The following is a 21,760-nucleotide window of genomic DNA, read 5'->3' on the forward strand; positions in this document are numbered from 1 at the left end:
TTATATTATATTGTTTTTAATCATTAAGTGGAAATATGTATGAATTACCTTTAAAAATGAAGAAATCTTTTAGTAAAGCTAAAAAATTGATAGAATCTGCTGAAGATATTAAAATTTATAGTCACAATGACTGTGATGGTATTTCAGCTGGAGCTATATTATCTACTATTCTTGATCGTCAAGAAAAAGATCATGAAATTGAAATTGTTAGTCTAGACAAACTTGAAGATTTGGAAATTGAACATGAGCTAACTTTGTTTTCTGATTTAGGTTCTGGACAGAATATAGACAAATTAGCTAAAGATTCTTCAAAAATTGTTGTATTAGATCACCACCCTCCACTTAGGGATTTAAATTATAAAAATACTATTGATCATGAATATTTAGAAATCAATCCATTACACTATGGTATTGATGGATCTTATTATGTCTCTGGTGGAGGTTTAAGTTATTTTTTAGCTAAAGAGTTTGGATATACTGATTTAAGTTGGATTGGTGTTCTTGCAGCTGTTGGAGATATGCAAAATAGTAGCACTGGTAAATTAGAAGGTTTAAATTCAATTATTCTTAAAGATAGTATTGATTTGGGATATATTCATTCGATTAATGATTTATCTCTTTATGGGAGACAAACTCGTCCACTATTTGTAGCTCTCTCTTATTTTAGTGATGTTAACCTTCCTATAACTAATAATAGAACTGAATCTATAGCTTTGATGAAAGATCTTGGAATTCCAAGGAAAGTAGGGGATAGATCTAGAACTCTAAGTGATCTAGATAATGTAGAAAAAGGAAAATTATTTTCTGAACTTGTAAGAATGCTATCTAGAGAAGTTCCAAAAAGATATACTAAATATGTTCCAAAGCTTGTAGCTGCAGATTCTTATGAATTTATGATGGAAGAAGATCATACATTCCTTAGAGATGCTTCTGAATTTTCAACAGCTATGAATGCTTGTACTAGAAATAATCGGGAAGATATAGCTTTAAAAATACTAAAAGGTGACAGAACTTCTGCTCTTGATGAACTTGAAATTATTTCCAAAGATCACAGGAGATATTTAGCTCAAAACATCCATAAAATTGAAGAAGAAGATATGATAAAAAATTTAGATAATATTCAATATTTTGATGGTGATGGAATAAGAAGTCAAGTTGTTGGAACTATAGCTGGTATGATCCTTAGCCATGGGGACTGGAGAAAACCAATGATTGGTTTTACTCAAATTAGTGATGAAGATGATAATTTAAAAGTATCTCTTCGATGTTCTAGACTTCTTGCTTATGATGGAATACATTTTGGAAATATAATAAGAAAAGTAGCTCAATCTGTTGGTGGTAGTGGTGGAGGTCACTCAGTAGCATGTGGTGCTTATATCCCATTAAATAAAAAAGAAGAATTTTTATCAACTTTTAATAATCAGCTTACAGGGGTTCTATAATGAAAATTTTATTTTTAAATTTACCATATAAATTTGATATCAGTCGTGCTAGTCGATGGCCAGAAAAAACAAAGTCTGGAACTTTGTATTATCCATATTGGTTAGCTTATTGTACTGGAGTTTGTGATGAAAAAGGTATTGAAACAAATTTAATAGATTGTATTACAAAAGGATATACTACTGAAGATACATTAGCTGAAATCTCAAAATATGAACCTGATTATATAATGGCTGAGATTACCACTTCTACTTGTTTTTATGATTATGAAACTTTAAATACAATAAAAAAAGAGAACCCACATGTTAAGATTATCATTGGAGGTACACATGCAACTATTTTGCCCGAACAAATTTTAAAAGAATGTGAATCTATTGATTATATTGTACGTCAAGAATATGATTTCACAGTTCCCGAAATCATCTGTACTGAAAATAATATAGGTAATGAAGATGATAAAGGTGATATAGCTAATATTGATGGAATTTCTTATAGAGTTCAGTATAATAATAGTAATAATGAAATTAATGAAATTACTTCAAAATTCATTCATACAAAAGATAGGATTCCTTTAGATAATCTTGATGAATTACCTTTTGTTTCCAAAGTTTATCAGAAATTTTTAAATTTTGATGATTATGGATATGCATTTGCTCAAAATCCAATGATTCAAATTGTTAGTGCAAGAGGTTGTCCTAATAAATGTAATTTCTGTTCTTATCCTTCAACAATGGGAGGAAGATTATTTAGAACAAGAAGCACAAAAAGCCTTGTTAATGAGTTTGAATATATTTTAACTGAAATCCCTGAGATAAAAGAGATATTTATTGAAGATGATACATTTACAGTAAATTTTGATCGAGTAATCGAATTTTGTGATGAAATAACTAATCGAGGCTTGAAACCAGTTTGGTCTTGTAACACTCGTGTAGATCTTCCATATGATGTTATGAAAAAAATGAGGGATGCAGGATGCAGACTTCTTGTAACAGGTTATGAATCTGGTTCACAGAAAGTCCTTGATGAGATAAAAAAAGGAATTACTCTTCAGCAGTCTCTTGATTTTGCAAAGAATACTAAAAAACTAAAAATCAAAGTTTTTGGTTGTTTTATGATAGGATTAAAGGGAGATAATTTAGAAACTATTAATGAAACATTTGAGTTTGCAAAAAAAGTATATCCTGATATGTGTTTCTTCCAACAGGCGGTTCCTTTTCCAGGGACTGAATTTTATGAATGGGTTAAAAAAGAAGGATATTTAATCACCGAAGATTATTCTAAATGGTTAAATGAAGATGGTTATTTGAATTGTCTTGTAGACTATCCTTATGCAAATCATGAGGAGATTGAAAAAATTAGAGATAATTTAATGAGCAAATATTATTTTTCATTTACATATATCTTTAAAACATTTTTAAGTAACTTAGATTGGGTTGAATTTAAACGTGTTGCTCGTGGTGGGTATTCATATGTTGCATTTAGACTAAAAAAGTTAATAAAAAGAAATTAATTCTGCAATGATTATTTTTAATTAGATTTATTAATTTTAAAGTAAGTATTAAAAAAGGAGTTTTTATTATTAGTATTGATTATAGCATTAATGATAATTATGTTAAAAGGGATTATAAAATCAGTATTATAATGCCTATTTTCAATGCTGAAAAACATTTAAAACTTTCTTTAGATTCTATTGTTAATCAGTCTATAGGGGTAGAAAACCTTCAAGTTATTTTAATCAATGATAATTCAACTGATAATACTAATTTGATTATTAATGATTATGTCGATAATTATGATAATTTTTTAGCTATTCATCTTGAAGAAAATATTGGAGGAGCATATGGTCCTAGAAACATTGGATTGAAGTATGCAACTGGGGAATATTTGATGTTTTTAGATTCTGATGATAGCTATGAATTAGATGCATGTGAAATTCTTTATAATAAGATTTCTTCAACTGAATATGGTAATTTAGACCTTGTTTTTGGTAGATATAAACGAATATATCCAAATTTCAATGATACAGGTGAAAATTTAGTTTTAAAATCATATTCTCCTTATGAAGATAATATGTATAGATTATCTAATAAAAATAACGAAGAGAATATATATAATTTTAAAGATGATATTATAGGAAATCCTAATCTTTCAAGCTTTTTTTCTTTTTTATGGAAAACTTTTTTTGTTAGGTTTATTTATGGAAAAAAGAAAAAAATGGATTCAAATGAAATTTATCTTAAAAATATTAATAAAGACCTTGACATATTAAAGATATTACCTTCTATATGGACTAAAATTTATAAAACTGACTTTATAATTAATAATAAAATTGAATTTTCACATTTTATTTCAGGAGAAGATTTAAATTTTGTCATTGAAGCATATTTCAAGGCAAACGGAATTCTTTTTTTAAATGATACTTTTATTAATAATTATTATATGAGGGATTCTGAAGAAGATAAATCTATTACAAAAAAAATTTCTTTTAAACTAGTTTTTGACTCTTTAAAGGCTTATAAAACATGTTCTGATTTATGTAATGATTATAATTTTAAATATAGTGATATTATTTTAAACCCCTTCTTATTAAATTGGATTCAGATATTTTCAAAGTTTAAAGGAAGTGTAGAAGAAAAAGAAAAACTTTTAAAATTAGCTAAAGAAATGAAAAAATCATATAAAAATGGATTTAAGGCAAAATTATTAATGTCACTAGTTATTTTTTTAATAAAAAGATCTAGTACTCTATAAAACGATGATTTTAATTTATTAGATAAAATATTATATAAAAATATTAATTATTAATAGTGAATAAATATAAGTATAATCTAAAATTAAATAATTATAATTATATTATGATATGATATTATAACTATAACTTTCTGTTATAACTATAACTTTATGAGGGAAATAATGAAAATATTTAAAAAAAGAGGAGAAATGACACATTTCCAGATATTAAGTGAAATATCTAAACAAGAACCTCATTTACGCCAAAAAGATATAGCTGAACGTCTTGGAATAACTGTTCAAGCTGTATCTGAGAATATAAAAACATTGATCGATGAGGATTATATAACTTCTAAAGATGGAAGGGCTCCTTATAAAATAAGTCAAAAAGGCATAGCTAAAGTTAAAAAAGATGCTATTAACCTTCGAAAATATTCCGACGATGTTTTGGAAACAATGAACTATTATAAATCTGTCTGGCCAGCTATTGCTACTGAAGATTTGAAGGAAGGAGAACATGTTGGATTATTTATGAAAGATGGGATTCTTTTAGCAGGAAAATCTAAGCAAAGTGCATGTGCTGAAGTTTTATGTGATGTTAAAAAAGGTGAAGATGTTCCATTAACTGCTTTAACCGGAATGATTGATTTAGAGTTAGGTCAAGTAATAATTGTCTCATTACCTACTATAAAACAAGGTGGATCTCGTAATACTGACATTGATTTAGTCGATTCAATTTACAAAAATGACTATAAAAAATGGGGAATTGAAAAGATAGATAAATTTGGAGCTATGGGAACTGTTTCTCGTGCTGTAGCTAATAAATTGAATATTCCAATTGATATTGAATTTGCAATTTCTTCTTCTACTATATCAGCTGCAAAAAAAGGACTGAATGTAATGATTTTAGTAGTTGGGGATATGTCTAAAGGAATAATAAAGAACTTAGAAGATGAAAACATTAAATTTGATCTTGTTGATGCCCATAAGTAGTTTTTTATAGCTATTATTATTTAATATAACTTCTTTTTTTAGTTATATTTTTTAATTTTATAATATATTATAAAAAAGCTTTTTTATATTTTATATTTTATATTTTATGTCTTTTATCATATGTTTTGTCACAATGAAATATGTTTTATAAGAATAATCTATTAAAACATCATGTCCATTGATTTGGATCGAATTCAGAGGGTGGAATAAATAGTATTTGGGCATAACCTCTTTTTAGCAATTCTGCATTTATATTATATCCATCAACATAGACAATAGCTAATATCCTACCATATTTATCTTTATTTTTAGCATCATCAATATCTAAATAAACTGTTTTTCCAAGACATTTGCTCTTTACAAAGTCGGTAGCATTTTCATATCCAGATTGCTCTCTTTCAGGAGTATCTATGCCTACAAGACGAATTCTTCCAACTCCAGAAACATCTATTGTATCTCCATCTACAACACGATCGCAAAATCCCTTAACTTCATAATATTGTTTATAATTTTCTGTTGTTATATTGATTCCAGGGTGTTTTTCACTATAATTCTGATTAGTATATTGTGATTGAGAATTTTTTGAGTTACTATTAGATAAAGAGCTATTATCATCAACACTAGTTAAGAGTTTACCTCCTACAGCAAATAATGCAAATACTAAAAAAACTATCATTATAATTCTTTTGTTTCTTTCTTTCATTTTATCTATTTTCGATATTTTAGAGTTAGTTATTTTAGTTAGTTCGATTTAATAATTATCTATTTATTGGCTAATTTTTATTATATTGAATCTATTATATCTTTTTTTCTTTTTACAATTTTAATGATATAAGTTGCTCTTATAAATTATGAAAAATTTATTTATATTTAATTCTACAAATTCTATAAATATATTAAAAAATAAAATAATATAAAAAATAAAGGAAATATAAAGAATAAAAGATATAAAATACATAAAATACATAAATTGATATTATATAAAATAAATAATTTTATGAATTAAAATATATATTTATAAAGGAATTTTCATGAAAAATAAATTGATTAATAATCCTAATATCAAATATGATGGGATTAATCATCCTGAAATTAAAGGAATTCAGATTATTAATGGGAAAAATAATTTTCCAATTAGTTGGCTAAATCAACAAGGGTATTGTGAATATAGTTTATATCTTCAATATTTTAAAGGGATAAAAACAGCTCCTACTCAAGCAATGGTCACTGGAACTAAAGAACATCAAAAATTAGAATATAAATTTAAAGAAGATGCAGTTCCAACAACATTTGATGAAATTCTTCAAACATCTAAAGAAGAAGCAGCTATATCAAGAGAAATGTTTGTTTTAACTCCAAAATGGGGAATTCGCGGTTTCATTGATGAAATTTGGATGACTCCTGATGAATTTGTTATTATTGACGATAAACCTGGAAAAATCCCATATCCTTCAACCATTAATCAAGTATTAGCTTATTGTTTAGCTTTTAAATCTATGTTGAATTCAGACTCTCAAGATACCCAAACTACTTTAACTTCTCCAAAAGGCGACAATAGGAAAATAAAAGCAGCATTACGTGAAAGAGGCACTGATAATATTTTTTGGATTGAAGAATTTGATGAAAATAATGAAGAAAAAATTAAATTCTTGATAAATCGAATGCACGGGCTTTTTGAAGGATATAAACCATTTATACCTACAAAAAATCGGAATAAATGCAATAAATGCAGATTCCAAAGCTATTGTGAGCATTTTTAATTATAAATTATTCTTTTTATTTTGTTAATCTAATTTTTTGTATTTTTATAATAATTTTATAATAGCTTTATAATAGATTTATATATATTTATAATAGATTTATTTAAATAGGATTAAAAACATATTTATTAATGTTATACTTTAGCTATATTTGTAAAATATAGTTTTAGAATATATTATAAACTATTTATAAGTTATATTTAATAGAATAAATTATTAATTTTATATTTATACTTTACAATATCATTTTAAGTATTTTTTCTATTTTTACAATATTATTGGGTATTAAAACTAATATTAAACTAATATTAAAAATAATCTGATTAGAAATATTTAAGAATTAATATTTTAATATTTAATTTATTGATTTATAATTTATTTAACTTATTTAATTTATCTAATTTATCTAATAAATTAAATAATATAATTTATCTAATTTATTTGATCCTCTAAATTTGTTTGATCATCTAATTATTTAATTATCTAATTTATTTAATTAATTTAATTAATTATTCAATTATATTATGTAGAATAATTTACATAATATTTAAAAAAAATATAGGAAGATTTTATGAAACAATTATCATTTTATGATTTTAATGTATCAAAAGAAATAAAAAAAGCAGTACAAGAAATGGGTTTTGAAGAACCGACTCCTATTCAAGGATTAACCATACCTGAAGCCTTAGAAGGTAAAGATATTATAGGACAAGCACAAACTGGAACTGGAAAGACAGTTGCATTTGGAATTCCTGTGTTGGAAAAGATTTTTATAGAAGATAAAACTCCACAAGCTATTATCATATGTCCTACACGTGAACTTAGTTTGCAAGTAGCTGAAGAATTTGGAAAACTTTCTTCTTTCATGAGGAAACTACATATACTCCCAGTTTATGGGGGACAACCTATAGGAAGACAATTACGTGCATTAAAAAAAGGAGTTCACATTATTATAGGTACTCCTGGCCGTATAATAGATCATATTGAAAGAGGGTCACTTGATTTATCTGGAATTGAAACTGTTGTTTTAGATGAAGCTGATGAAATGTTGGACATGGGTTTTAGAGAAGATATTGAAAAAATATTAAGAAGAACTCCAAAAAACAGACAGACTTTATTGTTTTCAGCTACAATGCCTAAAGCAATAAAAAAGTTAACTCACCATTATCAGAAAAATCCTGAACATTTACGTGTTGCACAGCATCTTATTACTGCTCCAGAAATTGAACAAATTTATTTTGAAGCAAGAGAAAAGATGAAACTAGAATTGCTATCTCGTTTACTGGATATTTATGATTTAAATCTTGTTTTAGTCTTTTGTAATACAAAAAGAAGAGTTGATCGTCTTGTAAGAGATTTAAAGAGTCGTGGATATGATGTTGATGGTATTCATGGTGATATGAGACAAGGTCAAAGAGATAAAGTTATGAATAAGTTTAGAAAAGGCAATATTGAAATTTTAGTAGCTACTGATGTTGCTGCAAGAGGAATAGATGTTCCTGATGTTGAAGCTGTTTTTAACTATGATGTTCCTAATGATAATGAATATTATGTTCATAGAATTGGAAGAACTGGTAGGGCTGGAAAAACAGGTTATGCATTTACATTTGTTGCAGGAAAAGAAATATATAAACTTAGAGATATTCAAAAATATACAAAATCTAAAATCAAACAACAAAAAATTCCTTCATTAGATGATATTAGGGATATAAAAAATAATTTAATTTTAGATAAAATTAAAAAGTCTATTGAGGATAATAATTTAAATAAGGATATCCATCAAATTGAATCTTTAATAGAAGTAGGTTATAATTCAATTGATATAGCTGCTGCTCTTTTGAAGATGGTTAAAGAATAATATTTATTTAATTTTTTATTATTTTACTATTTTATTCTTTATTATTTATTATTTTATTATTTTTTTCATTTTTCATTTTTTTATTATATATTTTTTATTATTTTTCATTTATTCTTTTATTCTTTCATTATTTCTTTTTTATTTCTTATTTCTCTCTTTTAGTTGTTTTTCAAATTAATTTAAAATAATAATTTAATTATATTTTTATACTTTTATACTTTATTAAGAAATTTTTCAAGATATTCTATAATAATATTTTTATATTTTAATAATAAAATAATTATATAATATTTAAATTTGAGATTATTATACAAAATTTTGTAAATTTATAAATAATCCATAAATAATTTAATTAATAGAATGTTTAATAGAATATTCTTAAGTAATTTTTAAATGAATTATGATAACAATTATAAATAACAATTATAATAAATAATATTAGGTAAAATTGTTTTTATCAACCATCAAATTATCAATTATCAATTATCAATAAATCATTATAAACTATCAATATTAATCAATAATACTTAATTGTCAATAATAATTATCAATATTAGTTTTTAATATTAATTATTAATTATTATAGAAGCTAGGTGGTGCTTACAAAATGGATATTTCTTTAATTTCAAGATCATTTGAACTTCATAAACAAGGAATGGGAAGTTATTCTAAAATGCTTTATGAAAGTATTAAAGATGAAAAGGATTTCAATATAAAATTAATTTCCCAAGATAATAGTTTCTTTCAAAGAGATAGTCCTTATGATTATCTATTTTTTGATATTTTTGAAGTTCCCCTTAAATTAAGAACGTCTGATGTTTATCATGCATTATCTCCTTTAGAAAGTTTTTATTTAAATAGTAAAAAGTCAATTGTTACAATTTTGGATTTAATACCTATTAAAATGTTTGAAATGGGGTATACAAGTCTACAATCCAAATTGATCAAGAAATTTTTTGAAAAAGCTATTAAAAAAGCTATTAAATCTCAAGAAATTGTAGCTATTTCTGAAGAAACTGCTAATGATTTAAACATATATTTTGGAGTTGATATTGATGAAATTCATGTTGTACGTACAAGTATTCAACAAAATTTCACTCCACTAAATAAAAAACATGATATTTTTACAATTGGAACAGTTTCTCATTTAAACAATAGAAAAAGAGTTGATATTTTAATTAAAGCTTTTTTAAAGGCAGATATTCAAAATTCTCGTCTTTTGATTGGGGGAAAAGGTCCAGAACTTGATAATCTCAAAAGATTGTCTAAAAATGATTCTCGAATAGAATTTTTAGGATTTATTCCTGATGAGAAAATGAATGAATTTTATAATTCATTAGATGTTTTTGTTTTTCCAACTATTATGGAAGGATATGGTTTACCTATTGTTGAAGCAATGGCATGTGGAAAACAAGTAATAACTTTAGATGATGCTCTTATTCCAATGGATATTAAAAATAAAACTCATATATCTTCAAATTTATCAAATGACTTAAAAGAAATGAATTTTGATTCTGATATTAAAAATAATTTAAAATTTGCTAATAAACATTCTCCTGAAAATATGAAAAAAGATATGGTTAAAATTTATAGAAATATTCATTAAAATTTAATAATTAGATTAATATTAATTATATTATCAATTATATCTAATTAACTAATTATTAATTAACTAACTATTATTAACTAATTATTAATCTAATTATTTAATTATATTAAAAAATAAAATTACATTATAAAGTTACATTTAAAGTATTATATAATTTAAAAACATTATATTAAAAACATTATTTATATTAAATATTATTTATATTAAAAATATATTTTATAAAAACAGGTGTATAATATATGATTGCATTAATCACAGGGATTACTGGTCAAGATGGTTCGTATTTGGCAGAATTCTTATTGGAAAAAGGATATGAGGTTCATGGAATTTTAAGAAGAAGTTCTTCATTCAATACTGGAAGAATTGAACATCTTTATATAGATGAATTAATTGAGGATAGTCATAAAAATAGAAAACTTCATTTACATTATGGTGATTTAAATGATTCAACTAATTTGATGTCTGTAATCCGTAAAGTTAATCCTGATGAGATTTATAACTTAGCTGCTCAGTCTCATGTTAAAGTTTCTTTTGAAACTCCAGAATATACTGCTAATTCTGATGGATTAGGCGTATTGAGACTTTTGGAGTCTATAAGATTGTCTAATTCAACTGGAATTAAATTTTACCAAGCTTCTACATCTGAACTATTTGGTTTAGTCCAAGAAACTCCTCAATCAGAAAAAACTCCTTTTTATCCAAGAAGTCCTTATGGTGTTGCTAAACTTTATGGGTATTGGATAACAAAGAACTATAGAGAAGCTTATGATATTTTTGCGTCTAATGGGATTTTATTTAATCATGAGTCTCCAAGAAGAGGTGAAACTTTTGTAACAAGAAAAATTTCATTATCTGCAGCAAGAATTTCTTTAAATATGCAAAAAAAATTATATTTAGGAAATTTAGATGCATCAAGGGACTGGGGACATGCAAAAGATTACGTTGAGTCTATGTGGAGAATATTACAACATGAAAAACCTGATGATTTTGTTATCGCAACAGGAGAGACTCATACAGTTAGAGATTTTGTTAATTTGGCATTTAAACAAGTAGGAATTGATTTAATATGGGAGGGTTCAGGAATTAATGAAAAAGGTATAAACTCTGATAATAATGAAGTATTGATTGAAGTAGATCCAAAATATTTCCGCCCTTCTGAAGTAGACTTATTATTAGGTGATCCTACTAAAGCAAAAAATGAACTTGGATGGAAACCAAAGATTTCATTTGATCAATTGGTCAAAGAAATGGTTGCAAGTGATTTGGAGCTAATTAAAGAAAAAACTAATTAAAGAAAATAATAAAATTTAAACAAATTTTTTCATTTTATTTGAAACTAAAAATTATTTGATGATTTTATGAATTTGAAGAATAAAAATGTTTTAATAACTGGAATATCTGGTTTTGTAGGTTCTTATTTAACTGAATCTTTATTAGAACTTGGGGCAAATGTCACTGGTTTTGATAGAAAATATGAAGATACTAATGGAAATAATAATTTAAATGTTTTTAAAGGAGATTTATTAGATATAAACTCCTTAAATAATGCTTTAGATCAGGATATAGATTTTATTTTTCATTTAGCTGCTCAACCATTTATACCAAGATCTTTTGAAAAACCAAAAGAAACTCATGAAATTAATGGATTAGGTACTTTAAATCTATTAGAAACAGTTGTGTCAAAAGATTTGGGATGTAAGGTCATATTTGCTAGTTCAAGTGATGAATATGGTTTAGTATTTTCCTCCAAAAAGCAATATTTAGATGCTAAAAAAAAATATGGAAATATTTTCCCAGAACCTACTTCTTTTCCAGAATTGCCAATTTCTGAGGAAAATCCTTTAAGACCAATGTCTCCATATGCTGTTAGTAAAGTTTATGGAGATTTTTTAATGAGAAATTATTATCATGCTTATGGTTTAGATACAGTTGTTTCAAGATCTTTTTCTCATGAAGGTCCGGGTAGAGGATCAATGTTTGTAACTTCAGTTATTACAGAGCAAATTGATAAATTTAGAAAAGGAATAATTGATAGTATAAGTATTGGTAATGTAAATGCATTTAGAGATTGGAGTCATGTTAAAGATATTATTGATGGATATATTTTATTAGCTGAAAAAGGTATTAGTGGTGAAGTTTATAATCAAGGTTCTATGAGGACAAATTCTATTTTAACCTATATTTTATTAAGTTTAGAATCTGTAGGATATGAGATTGATAGAATCGAAACAATAAATAATGATAAAATTATTAAAAACCCTACAGAATTAGATAATAATGAGTTATTTGGTGTAAAATTCGAAAAAACTAAAGTTGATAATTTAATACTTACTAATAAACTAAATTTTAACCTAGATGATAAAGGAATAATAGTATTTACTAATTCAGAAAAAATAAAAATACTATTCGATAAAACTAGGTTTCGTCCAGCTGATGTTCCAATATTACTTTCAAATAATGAAAAAATTAGCAAATTAGGGTTCAAAGTGAATTATTCTATTGATTGTATCATTAAAGATCAATTAAACTTTTTAAAATGAGATTTCTTGATGAAAATTAATTATAAGTTTTCAAACATCAATTCCATCATATCTTTCACAGTATATTTTTTAGGATAAATGGATTCAACACCTAAATTTTTAAGAGTTTTATATGTTATAGGTCCAATAGACACAGTCAACACATTTTTTGATAATTTATTAACTAATTCTGGAATTTGTTCTTCAGTCGCTATTTTAAAAAGATTTTCAGCAGTTAAAGGACTTGTAAATGTTATTGCATCAATTTCTGAGCTTAATATTTTCCCAATAAGAACTTCAATTCGAACTGTATCTAAAGGTATGATTGATTCATAGCTTTCAGCTAAGATAACATCAGCACCCATTTTTTCTAATCCTTCTGGAAGTGTGTCTCTTGCAGCTAATGTTCTTGGAATTCCGATTAGACTATTTTTTATATTAATGTTTTTAAATGCTTTCAGAAGTCCTTCTGCAGTATAATCTTCAGGAATCAAATCAGTTGTTAAACCGTACTGGGCAGCTACTTCTTCTGTTTTATGTCCAATAGTAGCTATTTGACAATTTTCATTAACTTTTTCTCTAAAATCTGGGTAAAAATTAAAAATAGATTCTATTGATGTTGGTGATGTAAATACTAACCAATCTAAATCATTAACTAATTCTACTAATGCTTTGAGAGATTCTGTATTACTTAACTTTAATTCAAGTGTTGGAGCTATAAACGGAGTGGCTCCATGAGATTCTACAATAGATACAGCTTCGTCTATTCTATTAAAAGGTCGTGTAATAGCTACGATTATCTTATTTTCATTTTTTTCCATATTTACATCTCCATAAATTTTCTATTAAGAATAATTTAATCAAGAATATATTAATCAAAAATACATTAATTAAGAATACATTAATTAAGATTATTTAAGTAATAAAATAATTAAGAAATATTAATTTTTTTATTTTTAAATTCATTAATCTCTTTAAAGACATCTATAACATTCCCAACAATAAGAATTGCAGGGGTGTTAATATTTTTGTCAGCTATATTTTCTAAAGTTCCAAATATTATTTTTTCATTTGGAAGAGTACCACTTTCAATAACACAAGCAGGAGTTTTAGGATCTCTATATTTCATCATTTCTGAAGTATTTTCTTTTATTTTTCCAATTCCCATTAAAACAATGATTGTGTCTGCAGTATAATCCCATTTAACTTGTTTTTTATCTTTTGTTGGGTCTTCATGGCCAGTAACTACTGTAAATGATGTAGCTATTGCTCTATGGGTAACTGGAAGGCCGACTGAAGTAGGTGCTCCAATAGCTGAAGTTACACCTGGTATAATTTCAAATGAAATATTTTCTTTTATTAAGTCTAATATTTCTTCTCCTCCTCTTCCAAAGACAAAAGGATCTCCTCCTTTAAGTCTTATGATAATTTCATTATTATCATCTTTTGCTTCATTAATAATTATTTCATTTATTTCATCTTGAGATTTATAATGTTCTCCAGCTTTTTTACCAACATAAATTAGTTTGGCTTTATCTGGGGCGTGTTTTAATATTTCTTCATTGGCCAATCTATCATATATTACAACATCTGCAATATTCAATGCTTTTACAGCTTTAAGAGTGATAAGATCCGGATCACCAGGACCTGCTCCAATTAAATAAACAACCATTTCTTCACCTTTAATATGACATGAATTATAAATTTATTCTAATATTGGTTAAAATTATAATTTTTTAAAAATAAATGTGCTTATAAAATAAATGTGTTTATAAACTTTTTATCATTCCTTTAAAAAAATTCAAACCATCATCAGAACCTAATATCTCTTCTGAAGCTCTTTCAGGATGTGGCATAACTGCACATATAAGTCCAGTTTCATCACATACTCCAGTTATAGCTTCAAGAGAACCATTAGGATTTTTGTTTTCAAATTGAAGAACTATCTGGTCATTATCTCTTAGACTTTCAAGATCTTCTACAAAATATCTACCTTCAGCATGAGCTACTGGCATTTTTATAATCTGATTTTTTTTAAAGTTACTTGTAAATGGAGTTCTATTAGTAGATACTTTCAAATCAACCCATTCACAGTTAAATTTGGGATTTTCATTTACAGTAAAAACTCCTGGAACAAGACCTATTTCAGCTAATATCTGTGCACCATTACATATTCCAAGCACTGGTTTTTCTTCTTTTACAAGAGATTTTATTCCTTCCACAACTGGTGTGATAGAAGCTATTGCTCCTGCACGAAGATAATCTCCATAGGAAAATCCTCCAGGGATTACAACTGCATCTAGATTGGTGAGATTTTCTTTATTCCACCAAACATATTCAGGCTCTCCATCAGCTAGTTCAATAGCATGATAAACATCTCTGTCACAGTTAGAACCTGGAAATCTTATTACTCCTATTTTCATATAATTTTCTCCAATTTCTCCATATTAGCTAGTTACAGTTATTTCATAATCATGAATCACAGGATTACAAAGTAATCTTTGACACATATCTTCAACTTCTTCTAAGACTTTTGATTCATTATTTTCATCCATTTGAAAGGTGATTATATCAATTGTGTCAGTATTTTCTACTTTATATCCAAGTAAATCTAAAGCTCGTTCTATTGTTGAGCTTTCTGGGTTTAACATTCCTTTTTTCAATGAAATTTTAACTTCAACATTAAATATCATATTTATCACATTATTATTAAAACATTATTATTAAATTAATTTATCTTAAAATTTTTAAGTTAAATTTTCCATCTTTTAGCATCCTCTTCATCAACAATCATTCCACAAACTTGTTCATAGATATCCATAACATTTTCTTGCCCTTGTCTGAATGAATCTTTGTCTAAAGTTTCAAGAGTATTTATATCCCAATACCTACAGGTATCTGGACTAATTTCATCTCCAAGAACGATATTTCCATCTTTATCTTTTCCAAATTCAAGTTTAAAGTCTACTAAAAGAATTCCTTTTTCTTTTAAAAATTTACTTAGAACTTCATTAATTTTAAGTGTTATTTTTTTTATTTCATCAAGTTCTTTTTGTGTAGCTATTCCTAATGCTATGCTTATTTCATCATTTAACATAGGGTCATGGTATTCATCATTTTTGTAATCCATTTGTATTATAGGAGGATCTAGTTTTTGATTTTTTTCAAATGGGAATCGTTTTAAAAGACTTCCAGTAGCTATATTTCTAGCTATTACTTCAAGAGGAATCATATCTAGTTTTTTAGATAACATAGATCCTGTTTTAATCAATTTAATATATTGGGTATTGATATTATTTTCTTCTAAAACTTCAAACAATTTTGAAGATATTAATGAGTTGCAATGGCCTTTTCCTTGCAGATTATCTTTTTTAGCTCCATCTCCTGCAGTAATATCATCTCTAAAATCAACTATCACTTCATCAGAATTTTCAGTTTCAAAAACATCTTTAGCTTTTCCAGCATAGATTAATTTTTTAGAATCACTCATATTAACCCTCAATTGAATTTATTTCATTTATTTTTATAATTTTTTCTAGGTTATTTAATTATATATTCTTTTTTGTTCTATTTTTATAATTATTTTATTATTAAAATATTTTTTAATATTTTTAATATTTTTTAATTATTTCTAATTATTTCTAATTATTTTTAATTATTTTTAATAAATTTTCAGATTAATCATTGTTCATGATTGTATTGACTTTTATTATTTTTATATTTAATATTAACTCAATTTCAATTTAATTTTAATTAAATTCTATATTTAATGATAAGTATATATATTTAATTTCACTTATACATTATAATGTTATGAATAAACAATATGTTTTATATAATTAATAACTTTATTGAAAATTCAATTTAATTGTTATTAAATCTAAATAAAATTAATCAATTAATTTAGAAATTTTTAAGGAATAAAAATATGAATAAATATTAATTATATAATCAAATAATAATCAAATAATAATTAAATAATAATTAAATTATAATTAAATTATAATAATCATTTAAAATATTATTAATATAATAATATTATTAATATAACTTAAAAATTAAATAATTAAAATTAAATAATAAGTAAATATATAACATTAATACATTGATAATAGATAGTTTAAAGGTTAAAATCATGTGCGGGATTGTTGGATGTGTATTAAAAAATAGGAAGGCGGCTCCAATTCTTTTAGATTGTATTAGTAAACTTGAATATAGGGGTTATGATTCTGTAGGTATAGCTACGGCTGATGATAATGGGATTCACTTAAAAAAGGATTCTGGAAAAATTGAAGAAGTTAATAATAAGATTGATCTTGGTGAAATGCCTGGAGAGTTTGGAATAGCTCATGTTAGATGGGCAACTCATGGAATTCCAAGTAAAGAAAATTCACATCCTCATACTGATAATAGTGAGAATATAGCTGTTGTTCACAATGGAATAATTGAAAATTATGCTGAAATTAAAGAATCTCTTGAATCAGAAGGTTTTGTTTTCAAATCTCAGACTGATACTGAAGTCATTCCAATTTTAATCGAAAAATTTATGGATAAAGGGTTTGATTTAGAAGAATCTCTTAGGAAAACTGTTGAAATGATAAATGGCTCTTATGCTATTGGTGCAATTTCTAAAGATAATCCTAAAGAAATAGTTGCTGCAAGAAAAGACAGTCCTTTGATTGTGGGTGTAGGAGATTTTGATTTTTTCATTGCTTCTGATGCTCCAGCTATTTTGAATTATACTAATAATATAATTTATGTTGATAATGGAGAATTTGTCGTTTTAAACGAAGAAGGTGCAGTTATCAAAGATTCTGATGGGAATATAGTTGATAAAAAAATTGAAGTGATTAATTGGACTGCAGATATGGCTCAAAAAGAGGGATATGATTATTTCATGCTTAAAGAGATTCATGAACAAGATCAGGTCATTAGAGATACTTTATCTGAAAAAGATAATATTTCTGAAATAGTTTCGAAATTAGATGATATTAATCGAATCTGTTTTGTTGCTTGTGGTACATCATATCATGCTTCTTTAACTGGAAAATATCTTATTGAATCAATGGCTGGTATTCCAACTGATGTTATACTTGCTTCTGAGTTTAAATATTCTGCTAATGCATTGGATGATAAAACTCTTACTATATTTATTAGTCAATCTGGTGAAACTGCAGATACTCTCAAAGCTTTAAGAAGAGCTAATAAAACTTCTAAAACATTAGCTATTGTAAATGTTTTAGGTAGTTCAGCTACTCGCGAAGCTGAATTTGTTATTTATACAAGAGCAGGTCCTGAGATTGGAGTTGCAGCTACTAAAACCTATATAAGTCAATTAGTCTGTATATATTTGTTTGCAGCTATTTTAGCAGATAATGATGAAATTTTGAATAGATTAGAAATAATTCCAGATTATATTTTAGATGTTTTGAATAAAGAAGATGAAATTAAAGAAATAGCTTATAAATATAAAGATGCTAAAGATTTTTTCTTTATTGGAAGGGGACTAGCTTATCCAACAGCTTTAGAAGGAGCACTTAAATTAAAAGAAATTACTTATATCCATGGGGAAGGTTATGCTGCAGGTGAACTTAAACATGGGCCACTTGCCTTGATTGATAAGAAAATCCCTGTTGTTGTCGTTGTTCCTCCAGGTAATGGATATGATAAAACTATGAGTAACCTTGAGGAAGTTAGAGCTCGTGGTGCTGATGTAATAACTATTGGTCCTTGTGGTGTTGAAGCTATTAAAAGGGAATCAAAAGATTCATTTTGTGTTAATAATGAAGTAGATGAAATTATTGCTCCTCTTGTTTATGTAGTACCATTACAATTACTATCTTATTATGTAAGTATAGAAAGAAATTTAGACCCTGATAAACCAAAAAATTTAGCTAAATGTGTAACTGTCGAATAATAAGTGATTATTCTATTTAAATTAATATACGATATTATTAATATATAATATTATTAATTTAATAATATATCGGAGTAATTATTTCGTAGGAGTAATTATTTAATATATGATTTTTATTTCAAACTGTATATAAAATACTCAGTATATTAAATGTAATTAATATATAATTTTTATTTCAAACTGTATATAAAATAGTTTTACTATCGATAAAATCTATATAAAAATTAAATATAGAAATAGAGATCTATTAATACATAGCTATTTATATAATGTATCAAAATAAATTAAAAATAAATTTTAATAAAAAATTAGTAAGAATAAAAGAATATTATAAATTATATTTTAAATAAATTTAATATATAAATTTAGACTAAAATATTTAAAAATATTCTAAAATATTTCAAATAATAAATTTATTAAATAAAATATTCAATTATAAAAATTAAAAATAAGAGGCATTTTATGTCAGAAACAGTAGGAATGATTCTTTGTGGAGGCTTTGGGAAAAGACTCAGACCAGTAACTGAAAAAATTCCAAAACCTTTAGTAGAGATAAAGGATGATTATACAATTTTAGATAAACAATTATTTGATTTTAAAAATGCGGATATTAAAGATGTTTATCTTTTAACTGGTTTTTTAAATGAAAAAATTAAAGAAAGATATGGTAATGAGTATAAAGGAATAAATATTCATTATATCATTGAAGATGAACCTCTTGGAACACTAAATGCAATTCGTCTTGGAATGGATGCTATTGATGATAATATTCAATCTATTATAAGAAATGGTGATGTAGTAGCTGACTTAAATATAAAAAAAATGATTGAACAAGGTGAAAAATCAGATTATCCATTTTTAATTTTTATAACTCAAATGCAATCTCCATATGGTATTGTAGAGACTAGTGGAGATAGATTAGTTTCTTTTAAAGAAAAACCTCTTCTTGATTATTATATAAACGGAGGAGTCTATTTTTCTAAAGGAAAACTTAATTTTGGGGAATTCAAAACTGGAGATATTGAAAAAACTTTATTTCCAATAATGGCTAAAGAAAATAAAATTGGATATTATAAAGAAGATAATCTCTTTTGGATGGCTATTGATACAAATAAAGAGTTAGAATCAGTTAGAAAAGAGTATGAAAATAGAACTGATAAGCCATGGGGCTATGAAAAAGTTTTAATATATACTGAAAAATATCTTACTAAAGAGCTTTTTATTAAGGAAGGTTTTCAAACTTCTTTCCATTATCATGAAAAAAAGGATGAAACAATGTATATAATCTCAGGAGCAGGTTACATAGAATTTAATGATAAAAAAGAATACTTCAGTAAAAATGATACAATAAGAATAGAACCTAATAAGAAACATTCAATTGTAGCTACTGAAAACACTGTTCTTCATGAAGTATCTACTCCCTATTTAGATGATACTATTAGAGTAAATGATTTTTATACTAGATAGATTATTTATAGATTTTTCATTATAATAATTTATATAGCCATAATAATTAAGAATGATATAGATAATCTTAATATAAAAGAGGTATATTGAAAATATTGCATTTAAGTATTTACAATGAAATATTTGGAGTTCAAACTACCTTAAATAATATAAACTCTCTCTAAAAGATGGGTAACATAAATTAAGTCTTTACAATTAATTTAAATATTGATTTTATTGATAAAGCTAATTTTTATTATGTTAAATTTATTGAGAAAAATAAGAATTATGATTTAGTCTATATACAACATAAATTAGTTTTTGAGCTTATAAGAATAACAAAATTCAATATATAGCTATTAGAAGTATTATTATTATTTTATTATGTTAAATTTATTGAGAAAAGTAAGAATTATGATTTAGTCTATATACAACATAAATTAGTTTTTGAGCTTATGAGAATAACAAAATTCAATATATAGCTATTAGAAGTATTATTATTATTATTATTATTATTATTATTATTGATATTAGTATTAGTCGTAGTCTTGTATTTAGAAGAATTTTGAAAAAAATCAAGTTTCAAGTATTTGAAGATAATAGCTCTAGATTTATTGATGATAATTTAAAATTAGAAATATAAATAGTAGGTGTTCATATTGAAAAAATTAATGTCATTTGCACAAGATGCAGAGGATTTAATATTGTTTAGTTTTTTAGATGAAATTAAGAATGGTTTTTATGTAGATGTCGGAGCAAATGACCCTTGGAAAGGTTCAATCACTAAATTATTTTATGATTTAGGATGGAATGGCATAAATATAGAACCTTTGCCTGATATGTATAATGCATTAGTTGAGGATAGGAAAAGAGATATTAATGTTAATCTTGGAGCCGGAGATAAGGAAGGGATATTAGATTTATTTGTCTCTGAAGGGTGTTCTACTTTTGATAATGATAATGTTTTAAATACTAAGGAAGTTATATCTGTAAAAGTAAAAAAGTTGACTGATATAATTTCTGAGAATATTGAGATAATAAATACAGAAATCCATTTTTGTAAAATTGATGTTGAAAATTTTGAAAAACAGGTTTTATCAGGTTTAAATTTAGACAAAATCAGGCCGTGGATTTTTTGTATTGAATCAACACTTCCACTTACGAAAATACCAACATATAAATCATGGGAAAATATTTTATTAGATAACAATTATTATCTCTTATGTTCTAAAGGAGTTAATCGTTATTATGCAGATAAAAGTAAGAAAGATTTATTTGATAAAAAAATTAAAAATTATATCACTTTAAAAGAAAAATATGACATCTTTTATGCTTTAAATAAAAATACTAAACCATATAAAATTTTAAAGCATATTGATAAAACATTTTATTTTTTTACAGATAAATATTACCGAATAAAATATAAGAAATTTTAATTAAATTTTTTTAATTTAAAATTTTATATTAAATAGAGTGATGTTTTTATAT

General features: G+C 25.2%; 18 protein-coding genes. 12 read left to right on the plus strand and 6 right to left on the minus strand.

The window, feature by feature from the left end:
* Positions 1-35: 35 nt before the first annotated feature.
* The 4 genes from recJ (at position 36) to KQY27_RS03865 (ending at position 5,163) form a co-directional block, all read left to right on the plus strand.
* On the plus strand, positions 36-1,442 hold the full coding sequence (gene recJ / locus KQY27_RS03850; protein ID WP_224425260.1) for a single-stranded-DNA-specific exonuclease RecJ: 1,407 nt from the start codon (positions 36-38) through the stop codon (positions 1,440-1,442).
* Complete coding sequence (locus KQY27_RS03855) at positions 1,442-2,950, plus strand: radical SAM protein (RefSeq protein WP_224425261.1); 1,509 nt, start codon at positions 1,442-1,444, stop codon at positions 2,948-2,950. The genes recJ and KQY27_RS03855 overlap by 1 nt, the downstream gene beginning before the upstream one ends.
* 131 nt (positions 2,951-3,081) lie before the next feature.
* A complete protein-coding gene (locus KQY27_RS03860) occupies positions 3,082-4,191 on the plus strand; it encodes a glycosyltransferase family 2 protein (RefSeq protein WP_224425262.1) in 1,110 nt (369 codons plus the stop codon).
* Positions 4,192-4,353: 162 nt separating this feature from the next.
* The gene (locus tag KQY27_RS03865; protein WP_224425263.1) at positions 4,354-5,163 is read left to right on the plus strand and encodes a winged helix-turn-helix transcriptional regulator; all 810 of its coding nucleotides are present in this window, start codon (positions 4,354-4,356) and stop codon (positions 5,161-5,163) included.
* Positions 5,164-5,332: 169 nt separating this feature from the next.
* Here KQY27_RS03865 and KQY27_RS03870 read toward each other — a convergent pair whose 3' ends face one another.
* A complete protein-coding gene (locus KQY27_RS03870; protein ID WP_224425264.1) occupies positions 5,333-5,866 on the minus strand; it encodes a thermonuclease family protein in 534 nt (177 codons plus the stop codon).
* Between the two features lie 328 nt (positions 5,867-6,194).
* On the opposite strand from KQY27_RS03870, the gene KQY27_RS03875 reads away from it, so the two are divergent.
* From KQY27_RS03875 to KQY27_RS03895, 5 genes are all read left to right on the plus strand, one after another.
* Entirely contained in the window at positions 6,195-6,923 is a 729-nt protein-coding gene (locus tag KQY27_RS03875; RefSeq protein WP_224425265.1) for a PD-(D/E)XK nuclease family protein, read from the plus strand.
* Positions 6,924-7,494: 571 nt separating this feature from the next.
* Positions 7,495-8,781, plus strand: a complete 1,287-nt coding sequence (locus KQY27_RS03880; protein ID WP_224425266.1) for a DEAD/DEAH box helicase — start codon at positions 7,495-7,497, stop codon at positions 8,779-8,781.
* A gap of 607 nt (positions 8,782-9,388) precedes the next feature.
* Positions 9,389-10,387: a glycosyltransferase gene (locus KQY27_RS03885; protein WP_224425267.1), complete on the plus strand. Its 999-nt coding sequence runs from the start codon at positions 9,389-9,391 to the stop codon at positions 10,385-10,387.
* A 242-nt stretch (positions 10,388-10,629) separates the two neighbouring features.
* Positions 10,630-11,682, plus strand: coding sequence for a GDP-mannose 4,6-dehydratase (gene gmd / locus KQY27_RS03890; protein WP_224425268.1), 1,053 nt, complete (start codon positions 10,630-10,632; stop codon positions 11,680-11,682).
* Positions 11,683-11,748: 66 nt separating this feature from the next.
* Positions 11,749-12,930 (plus strand): GDP-mannose 4,6-dehydratase, encoded by a 1,182-nt coding sequence (locus tag KQY27_RS03895; RefSeq protein WP_224425269.1) that lies wholly within the window; start codon positions 11,749-11,751, stop codon positions 12,928-12,930.
* A gap of 20 nt (positions 12,931-12,950) precedes the next feature.
* Here KQY27_RS03895 and KQY27_RS03900 read toward each other — a convergent pair whose 3' ends face one another.
* The 5 genes from KQY27_RS03900 to purC all read right to left on the minus strand — a co-directional run bounded on the left by KQY27_RS03900 (position 12,951) and on the right by purC (position 16,399).
* The gene (locus KQY27_RS03900; protein ID WP_224425270.1) at positions 12,951-13,730 is read right to left on the minus strand and encodes a uroporphyrinogen-III synthase; all 780 of its coding nucleotides are present in this window, start codon (positions 13,728-13,730) and stop codon (positions 12,951-12,953) included.
* 110 nt (positions 13,731-13,840) lie between these two features.
* Entirely contained in the window at positions 13,841-14,581 is a 741-nt protein-coding gene (gene cobA, locus KQY27_RS03905; RefSeq protein WP_224425271.1) for a uroporphyrinogen-III C-methyltransferase, read from the minus strand.
* Between the two features lie 97 nt (positions 14,582-14,678).
* The gene (purQ, locus tag KQY27_RS03910) at positions 14,679-15,332 is read right to left on the minus strand and encodes a phosphoribosylformylglycinamidine synthase subunit PurQ (RefSeq protein WP_224425272.1); all 654 of its coding nucleotides are present in this window, start codon (positions 15,330-15,332) and stop codon (positions 14,679-14,681) included.
* Positions 15,333-15,356: 24 nt separating this feature from the next.
* Positions 15,357-15,602, minus strand: a complete 246-nt coding sequence (gene purS / locus KQY27_RS03915) for a phosphoribosylformylglycinamidine synthase subunit PurS (RefSeq protein WP_224425273.1) — start codon at positions 15,600-15,602, stop codon at positions 15,357-15,359.
* A gap of 59 nt (positions 15,603-15,661) precedes the next feature.
* Entirely contained in the window at positions 15,662-16,399 is a 738-nt protein-coding gene (gene purC, locus KQY27_RS03920; RefSeq protein ID WP_224425274.1) for a phosphoribosylaminoimidazolesuccinocarboxamide synthase, read from the minus strand.
* Between the two features lie 645 nt (positions 16,400-17,044).
* On the opposite strand from purC, the gene glmS reads away from it, so the two are divergent.
* From glmS to KQY27_RS03935, 3 genes are all read left to right on the plus strand, one after another.
* Positions 17,045-18,826, plus strand: a complete 1,782-nt coding sequence (gene glmS, locus KQY27_RS03925) for a glutamine--fructose-6-phosphate transaminase (isomerizing) (protein ID WP_224425275.1) — start codon at positions 17,045-17,047, stop codon at positions 18,824-18,826.
* A 462-nt stretch (positions 18,827-19,288) separates the two neighbouring features.
* On the plus strand, positions 19,289-20,293 hold the full coding sequence (locus KQY27_RS03930; protein WP_224425276.1) for a sugar phosphate nucleotidyltransferase: 1,005 nt from the start codon (positions 19,289-19,291) through the stop codon (positions 20,291-20,293).
* Between the two features lie 638 nt (positions 20,294-20,931).
* The gene (locus KQY27_RS03935; RefSeq protein ID WP_224425277.1) at positions 20,932-21,708 is read left to right on the plus strand and encodes an FkbM family methyltransferase; all 777 of its coding nucleotides are present in this window, start codon (positions 20,932-20,934) and stop codon (positions 21,706-21,708) included.
* The last annotated feature ends 52 nt before the right edge of the window (positions 21,709-21,760 follow it).

Source organism: Methanobrevibacter sp. TMH8 (genome assembly GCF_020148105.1).
Lineage (GTDB): Archaea > Methanobacteriota > Methanobacteria > Methanobacteriales > Methanobacteriaceae > Methanobinarius.

Bases quoted from the DNA above. Each gene is read 5' to 3' on its own strand.
- recJ (WP_224425260.1), top strand. From the start codon at position 36: ATGTATGAATTACCTTTAAAAATGAAGAAATCTTTTAGTAAAGCTAAA.
- KQY27_RS03855 (WP_224425261.1), top strand. From the start codon at position 1,442: ATGAAAATTTTATTTTTAAATTTACCATATAAATTTGATATCAGTCGT.
- KQY27_RS03860 (WP_224425262.1), top strand. From the start codon at position 3,082: ATGCCTATTTTCAATGCTGAAAAACATTTAAAACTTTCTTTAGATTCT.
- KQY27_RS03865 (WP_224425263.1), top strand. From the start codon at position 4,354: ATGAAAATATTTAAAAAAAGAGGAGAAATGACACATTTCCAGATATTA.
- KQY27_RS03870 (WP_224425264.1), bottom strand. From the start codon at position 5,866: ATGAAAGAAAGAAACAAAAGAATTATAATGATAGTTTTTTTAGTATTT.
- KQY27_RS03875 (WP_224425265.1), top strand. From the start codon at position 6,195: ATGAAAAATAAATTGATTAATAATCCTAATATCAAATATGATGGGATT.
- KQY27_RS03880 (WP_224425266.1), top strand. From the start codon at position 7,495: ATGAAACAATTATCATTTTATGATTTTAATGTATCAAAAGAAATAAAA.
- KQY27_RS03885 (WP_224425267.1), top strand. From the start codon at position 9,389: ATGGATATTTCTTTAATTTCAAGATCATTTGAACTTCATAAACAAGGA.
- gmd (WP_224425268.1), top strand. From the start codon at position 10,630: ATGATTGCATTAATCACAGGGATTACTGGTCAAGATGGTTCGTATTTG.
- KQY27_RS03895 (WP_224425269.1), top strand. From the start codon at position 11,749: ATGAATTTGAAGAATAAAAATGTTTTAATAACTGGAATATCTGGTTTT.
- KQY27_RS03900 (WP_224425270.1), bottom strand. From the start codon at position 13,730: ATGGAAAAAAATGAAAATAAGATAATCGTAGCTATTACACGACCTTTT.
- cobA (WP_224425271.1), bottom strand. From the start codon at position 14,581: ATGGTTGTTTATTTAATTGGAGCAGGTCCTGGTGATCCGGATCTTATC.
- purQ (WP_224425272.1), bottom strand. From the start codon at position 15,332: ATGAAAATAGGAGTAATAAGATTTCCAGGTTCTAACTGTGACAGAGAT.
- purS (WP_224425273.1), bottom strand. From the start codon at position 15,602: ATGATATTTAATGTTGAAGTTAAAATTTCATTGAAAAAAGGAATGTTA.
- purC (WP_224425274.1), bottom strand. From the start codon at position 16,399: ATGAGTGATTCTAAAAAATTAATCTATGCTGGAAAAGCTAAAGATGTT.
- glmS (WP_224425275.1), top strand. From the start codon at position 17,045: ATGTGCGGGATTGTTGGATGTGTATTAAAAAATAGGAAGGCGGCTCCA.
- KQY27_RS03930 (WP_224425276.1), top strand. From the start codon at position 19,289: ATGTCAGAAACAGTAGGAATGATTCTTTGTGGAGGCTTTGGGAAAAGA.